At 44.5% G+C, this 6,075-nt stretch carries 7 protein-coding genes; 6 read left to right on the forward strand and 1 reads right to left on the reverse strand.

Going from position 1 to position 6,075, the window contains the following annotated elements; genetic code table 11:
* From fliD to aroB, 6 genes are all read left to right on the forward strand, one after another.
* The coding region (fliD, locus tag HQK80_14770) for a flagellar filament capping protein FliD (GenBank protein ID MBF0223459.1) at window positions 1-719 on the forward strand (719 nt) is incomplete at its 5' end.
* A gap of 58 nt (window positions 720-777) precedes the next feature.
* The gene (locus HQK80_14775) at window positions 778-1,335 is read left to right on the forward strand and encodes a flagellar protein FliS (GenBank protein ID MBF0223460.1); all 558 of its coding nucleotides are present in this window, start codon (window positions 778-780) and stop codon (window positions 1,333-1,335) included.
* Window positions 1,336-1,461: 126 nt separating this feature from the next.
* A complete protein-coding gene (locus HQK80_14780; protein ID MBF0223461.1) occupies window positions 1,462-1,839 on the forward strand; it encodes a hypothetical protein in 378 nt (125 codons plus the stop codon).
* 133 nt (window positions 1,840-1,972) lie between these two features.
* Window positions 1,973-2,398 carry a flagellar protein FlaG gene (locus HQK80_14785; GenBank protein MBF0223462.1) on the forward strand — a complete coding sequence of 142 codons (426 nt, stop codon included), beginning with the start codon at window positions 1,973-1,975 and terminating at the stop codon, window positions 2,396-2,398.
* A 322-nt stretch (window positions 2,399-2,720) separates the two neighbouring features.
* Complete coding sequence (sat, locus tag HQK80_14790; protein MBF0223463.1) at window positions 2,721-3,998, forward strand: sulfate adenylyltransferase; 1,278 nt, start codon at window positions 2,721-2,723, stop codon at window positions 3,996-3,998.
* A 200-nt stretch (window positions 3,999-4,198) separates the two neighbouring features.
* Window positions 4,199-5,281 (forward strand): 3-dehydroquinate synthase, encoded by a 1,083-nt coding sequence (aroB, locus tag HQK80_14795; protein MBF0223464.1) that lies wholly within the window; start codon window positions 4,199-4,201, stop codon window positions 5,279-5,281.
* 202 nt (window positions 5,282-5,483) lie between these two features.
* Here aroB and HQK80_14800 read toward each other — a convergent pair.
* Window positions 5,484-6,075: NAD(P)/FAD-dependent oxidoreductase (locus HQK80_14800; protein MBF0223465.1), on the reverse strand; the 592-nt coding region annotated here is incomplete at its 5' end.

Here is a 6,075-nt window from a genome sequence, read left to right on the forward strand (position 1 = left end):
TAGACGGGATCTCATATCAGAGATCAACTAACTCATTCAATGATGTTATTGCCGGAGTTACCATAAATATTAAAGGTGAAGGGAAAGCAACAGTATCGGTTCAAAGTAATGATGAAGAGTTAAAAGAAAAGATTACTGCCTTTGTCGATGCCTATAACGAGGTCTATCAGGAGGTAAAGGTTCAGTCGTCTTATAACTCTGAAACTGGCAAATTTGGTACCCTATCCAGCACAACATTACGGGGTTTGCCTTATGAACTCCAAGGGCTTATGTCGTCCTTTGCTAAGGGTGATAGCTCAAAGGAGGTCCAGAGTATGATTGATCTGGGCATGGAGTTTGAGAGGGACGGTACATTAACAATCAATCAGGAAACATTAGCATCGGTAATAAGCAACTCTGCGGACAAGGTTAAGCTTTTCTTTATAGGTGATTCCGATAATGAAGTCGAAGGATTTGCCGATAGGGTTAATAGCCGACTGAGAACATTGATCAGCACTGGTGGAATTGTTGAAGCCGAGAAAACTGCTGCTCAGAGTCGGATTGATGATCTGCAGCAATATATTGAAGATCAAACCGCTCGTCTGGATAAACGCTACGATCAGCTGACTAAGCAGTTTGTTGCGCTTGATAAGTTTATGAATCAGATGACTTCAATGTCTGCATTTTTAAGCGGTCAATTTGACAGTTTGGCAAATAATTGGGGAACGAATAATAAATGATAAATGATAAAGTGTATATATACGAAAAGTAATTTTATCATATTAACAGGAGAAAACTATGCATGCAGCGCGGGTTCGTACAGCCTATCAGAAGAGTGAGGCGAAAACAGAAATACATCAAGTGAAACTTATTCATTTGATGTATGAACGAGTTTTACCGCACCTGGAGTTAGTAGAACAAGGCTTGTTGCAAAAAGATGTAAAGCTTCGAGGCGAGAATTTAAGTAAGGCGATTGCACTTATCTCGGAGCTGAACGCTGCGATTAAAAATGATGATAATTCTGAAGCTGCTGAGTTTCTCAAAGGTTTGTATTCAGCAATTCTAGTGGAGTTGCCTAAGGTTGGTATTTCTCAGAATGTTGAAACGGTCAGGCAGGCATCGAGATATATACAGAAGTTGAAGTCCGTTTGGGAGGAGACCGCGCTGAAGGAAGCTGGGTTTGTTAAAGATGCCAACGGTGATCTATTAAGAGCCAAGGACGAACATATTGCCAAGATCCAGCAGAGCGGTGAAGTGAAAAGGCCGGAGAAAAAAGTTTACTCTGCCACAAGCAAATTTAAAGCAGCGAAGCCGACGGCAGAAAGCATGATGGGTATAATGTCGGTATCAATTTAGGGGCCATTCAAGTAACAACTGTTACATGAATGGCGGCTTGTATACGGCCCCTTATGCCGTGTACAGCCTCCAAATGTGACAGTTATTTTTGAACGACGGCATAACATTTTTTGTGCAGGGGTTACTATGGGTCAACTTCAACGTCTTGACGGTTTAATAGAAGACTGTAAGGCCAGGCTGCAGGAGCAGCTATCCTGCCTGGCTACAGGAAAAATGAGTGAGCTGCAGCAGTGGCAGGAGGCCTGTTATGAAATGCAGGCCCTTTTGCAGGAGTCTTTTGTGCTTGTTGATGAGCAGGGCGCAAGTCGGGATGAAGTTGATCGAATTAAAAGTAGTTTAGCTGATTTGGTTAGGTTGAATAAACAGCTGTTTGGCGCAGCTGCTACGCAGCGCCAAATAGTTTCCGAGCGTTTAAGTCGTATGCGCAAAGGAAGGTCTGCCTTGGGTGGATATAGTTGTCGGCCTCAAACAGGTAAGCCAAGATTTGTGAGTAGTAATGGGTAAGCCGGAGAATTATCAAGGAAGATAAATTCTGAAATCGTATTCCGATCCGGTATGATTTGTTTAGTGCCTTTAGAACGTAAAGTCAAGGGTACGTATCTCCCTGAACAGGGCATTGAGAATGTAGGAGGTTGTTATGGAAGTTGGCGCAAACACGGATGTTAGAGGGTATGGGAACCAGGCGAACCAGACAGCAGTACCTGTTGTAGAGAAAGAGGACAGAACCCGTCCGCAGGTACAGCCAGTGAAAGGGGACACAAATTCAGGCAAGGTTGCTCTTAATGAGCAGGCATTGCACGGCCGAGGAAAAGAAAAGCAGGCCAAGAAGATGTCTTCCGAGGATCTGGAGAGTGTCATGGCCGAGGTTCAACAACGGCTTGACGCGATTGGCGGCAATCTTAGACTTGGTCTACAGCAGTACAAGGAGACCAATGATATTATCGTGGAGGTCAGGGACAAAAGCAGTGATAAGGTGGTTAAGCAGTTTCCATCGGAAGAGCTGTTGACTCTCAAATCCAAGCTCAAGGATTTAGTCGGTCTTCTTGTTGACGAGAGCGCTTAGGGTCTTCTTTGTGGGTTAGTCCAATAGCCTGAACCTTCTTATGCCTAGTATCTTGTTTGTGACGTAATTGTCTTAATGGATAGGTATGTCTACCTAAACCACACCTCGATTCTTTACCCAAAAACAAAGAGTTAAAAACGCATTACTGAAAAATCCGCTCCTTCGAGTGGATTTTTTGTTTTTTGCTTGACAATTTGCCGAGCCAACTTTATGGTCTGTGATTTTCGCATATTTGTTAAAGGTGATAGTGAATTTTCAGGCGCTGAAAATAGTTTTTTATAACTTTTTTATTATCCAATATAGTTAAAAGGAGACAGAAAAAATGTCAAAATTAGTTGCACCACACGGCGGTAAAGGTTTGGTTTGTTGCCTTCTTCATGGCAGTGAGCTTGCGGCAGAACAAGAGAAAGCAGCTGGATTGAAAAAAATTCAGATCAGTGCTCGTGCAAAAGGCGACTTGATCATGATGGGTATCGGTGGTTTTAGCCCACTGAACGGCTTCATGGGTCAGGCTGACTGGAAGAGCGTTTGCGAGAACTACACACTGGCTGATGGTACTTTTTGGCCTGTTCCTGTTACTTTGGATTGCGACAAAGCTGACGCTGACGCGATCAAAATTGGTGACGAGATTGCCCTTGAGAATAAAGGTACAATCTTCGCAACCATGAAAGTCACCGAAAAACACGAAATGAGTGACGCTGACAAAAAATGGGAATGTGAAAAAGTTTTCAAGGGTGAAGGCGAAGAATCTCAGGGCGACAATTTCTGGAAGATCGCTCCAGCAGATCATCCTGGTGTAATTATGGTTATGAACCAGAAGGCAGTTAACCTTGCTGGTCCTGTTAAAGTTCTCTCAGAGGGTGAGTACCCAGAGCAGTACAAAGGCGTTTACCTTACTCCTGCAGAAACCCGTGCAATATTCGAAGAACGTGGTTGGTCAAATGTTGCAGCCCTTCAGCTTCGTAACCCAATGCATCGTTCCCATGAGTTCCTTGCCAAAATCGCAATCGAAGTCTGTGATGGCGTGTTGATTCACTCACTCATCGGTAACCTTAAGGCCGGCGATATTCCTGCTGACGTTCGCGTTAAAGCGATTGATATCCTTATTCAGCACCACTTCGTTAAAGACAATGTTGTTAACGCTGGGTATCCGCTTGATATGCGTTACGCTGGTCCTCGTGAGGCTCTGCTTCACGCGACCTTCCGTCAGAACTACGGCATCAACAAAATGATCATTGGTCGTGACCATGCTGGTGTTGGTGACTTCTACGGTCTATTTGAAGCACAGACAATCTTCAGCAAGATTCCTACCAATGGTGGACCTGGTAAAGCACTTATCTGCGAGCCTTTGAAAATCGACTGGACATTCTACTGTAAAGAGTGTGATGGTATGGCTTCTCTTCGAACATGTCCACATGACAAAGCAAGCCGCGTTATTCTCTCTGGCACCAAGCTGAGAAAAGCACTCTCTGAGGGCGCTGAGGTTGTTGATCACTTTGGTCGTGAAGAGGTTCTGACTCACCTTCGTAAATACTATGCAGGTTTGACTGAGAAAGTTGAGGTTAAAATGCAGGGTGCTGCTTCTGGTAGTAAAATGTAATTTGGAAGCTTTTAGCTTTTAGTGCCTTACAGAGTATTTTCTTGTTTTTTTTACAAGAAAATACTCTGCGCAAGGCACTTATCCCGTTCATCGGGGTTAGTTTTATTAGCAGTTAAAAAGGGGATACCTGTGATGGGTATCCCTTTTTTTATTTAATAAGTAAGTCTTAACTTTGTAACACGGCAAAATGAGGTGACAAATTGGTTCAACTACAGGTAGGGCTTGGCGATAGGTCGTATCCAATTAGTATCAGTAATGGTCTGCTTTCTGGCATTGGAGCAGACTTAAAAGCGCGCAAGATCGCCAAACGGTTCGTTGTTGTGTCGGACGCCACGGTTGCTGGTTTGTATGGTGACCAGATTGTTAAATCGTTGTCTGAGGCTGGATTTTCTCCAGAACTTGTGACGTTTCCTGCTGGAGAGGCAAGTAAAACCATGGCAACAGTCGCTATGCTGGCTAGCCGGCTGGCACAGTTAGGCGTTGATAGAAAGGATGGTTTGCTTGCCCTCGGAGGTGGTGTTACTGGTGATATTACAGGTTTTCTGGCGGCATCCTATATGCGGGGCATTAACTTTGTGCAGGTGCCAACGACGCTTCTAGCTCAGGTTGATAGTTCTGTGGGCGGTAAAACTGGAGTTGATATACCCGAGGGTAAAAACCTGGTCGGCGCTTTCTATCAGCCCAAGGCCGTTTATATAGATAGTCTGGTCTTGAACTCTTTACCGGCTGGCGAGTTATTAAATGGTATTGCCGAAGTGATTAAGTATGGTGTTATTTATGATCGAGCATTTTTTGATTACCTGGATGAAAATCGTCAGCTGATTCTGGCTTTGGATTTAGCAGTGATAGAGCACGTCATCAGCAAAAGTTGTTCGATAAAGGCAGATGTCGTTGGCAAGGATGAAAAAGAGTCGGACTTGCGCCGAATTTTGAACTTTGGGCACACAATCGGGCATGCGGTTGAGGCGGATTCTAATTACGAACTTGGACATGGATTGGCTGTTGCAATTGGTATGGTGGCTGCGTGCCGACTGGCGCGAATGAAGAAAATTTTCAGTGCAGCTGATGCCGAAAAAGTTGAGAAGTTGATTGCCGCCTTTGGTTTAGCAACTGAGATTCCCGCCGGCAGAGATCCTGGCAGATTAAAAGGCTATCTTCAAACAGACAAAAAAACCGTTGCCGGAAAGCCGTTTTTTGTTCTTCCCACCCAAATTGGAAAAGTCATTATCACCAGCGATGTTGATGAAAAACTTGTTGATCTGGTGCTCAGCCCAAGTCGATAGCATTTTTTTTAACTGCAAAATTAGCCACAGAAACACACGAAAACACACAGACAAAAGCATTAAAAATAGTCTGAGTTTTTAACCGCCTAAGCAATAGGATGCGGTATGCGTTTATTTGATTTGCGTTATTTTGTCTCCCCAGAACAATAAAAAAAGCAGTTGTCCGTGTGTTTCTGTGTGGTTTCGTGGCTAAAACCAGTTGTTAAGATTTCACTAAGCGCGCTGCGCTTTCCCCTGCCACCCAGCCGGTTGAGAAAGCCGCCTGTAGATTAAAGCCGCCGGTATCTGCCTGAATATCGAGGAGTTCCCCCACGATAAAAAGTCCCTTGGTGAAACGAGATTCCATAGTTTTGGGATTGATTTCTTTGGTGTTAATGCCGCCAGCGGTAATAATGGCCTCCGGGAAGGAGCGATATCCCGTGACCTTTATGCGGAAGTTTTTTAACCAGAACCGCAGTTTTTTGCGCTCCGAGGCGGTGATATCTGTAACTGAACGATCGGCGTTAAGGCATGTTTCCTGGAGGCATACAGGGATGATTTCCGGTGGTAAAAGACCACGGAGCACAGAGGTGAGAGGTTCCTTTGCCCGGCTGGTAAAGTCTCGGATAAGTCGGGCATCAAGTTTTTTATCGTCTAAGGCTGGTTTGAGATCAAGGCTGAGTTCGATTTGTTTAAGGTCGGGCCGATGATCCTTGCTGTAGCCATAAGTAATGTTAATTGTACCGTCTGACGGACAATCGTATTCGCCCCAGACATTTACCGAGGTAGAGTCCCAATGTCCCGAACTTGTGTCG

The sequence above is a fragment of the Desulfobulbaceae bacterium genome (genome assembly GCA_015231515.1).
Classification (GTDB): domain Bacteria; phylum Desulfobacterota; class Desulfobulbia; order Desulfobulbales; family VMSU01; genus JADGBM01.

Coding starts and splice junctions, on each gene's coding strand:
- HQK80_14775 (MBF0223460.1), top strand. CDS start 778: ATGCATGCAGCGCGGGTTCGTACAGCCTATCAGAAGAGTGAGGCGAAA.
- HQK80_14780 (MBF0223461.1), top strand. CDS start 1,462: ATGGGTCAACTTCAACGTCTTGACGGTTTAATAGAAGACTGTAAGGCC.
- HQK80_14785 (MBF0223462.1), top strand. CDS start 1,973: ATGGAAGTTGGCGCAAACACGGATGTTAGAGGGTATGGGAACCAGGCG.
- sat (MBF0223463.1), top strand. CDS start 2,721: ATGTCAAAATTAGTTGCACCACACGGCGGTAAAGGTTTGGTTTGTTGC.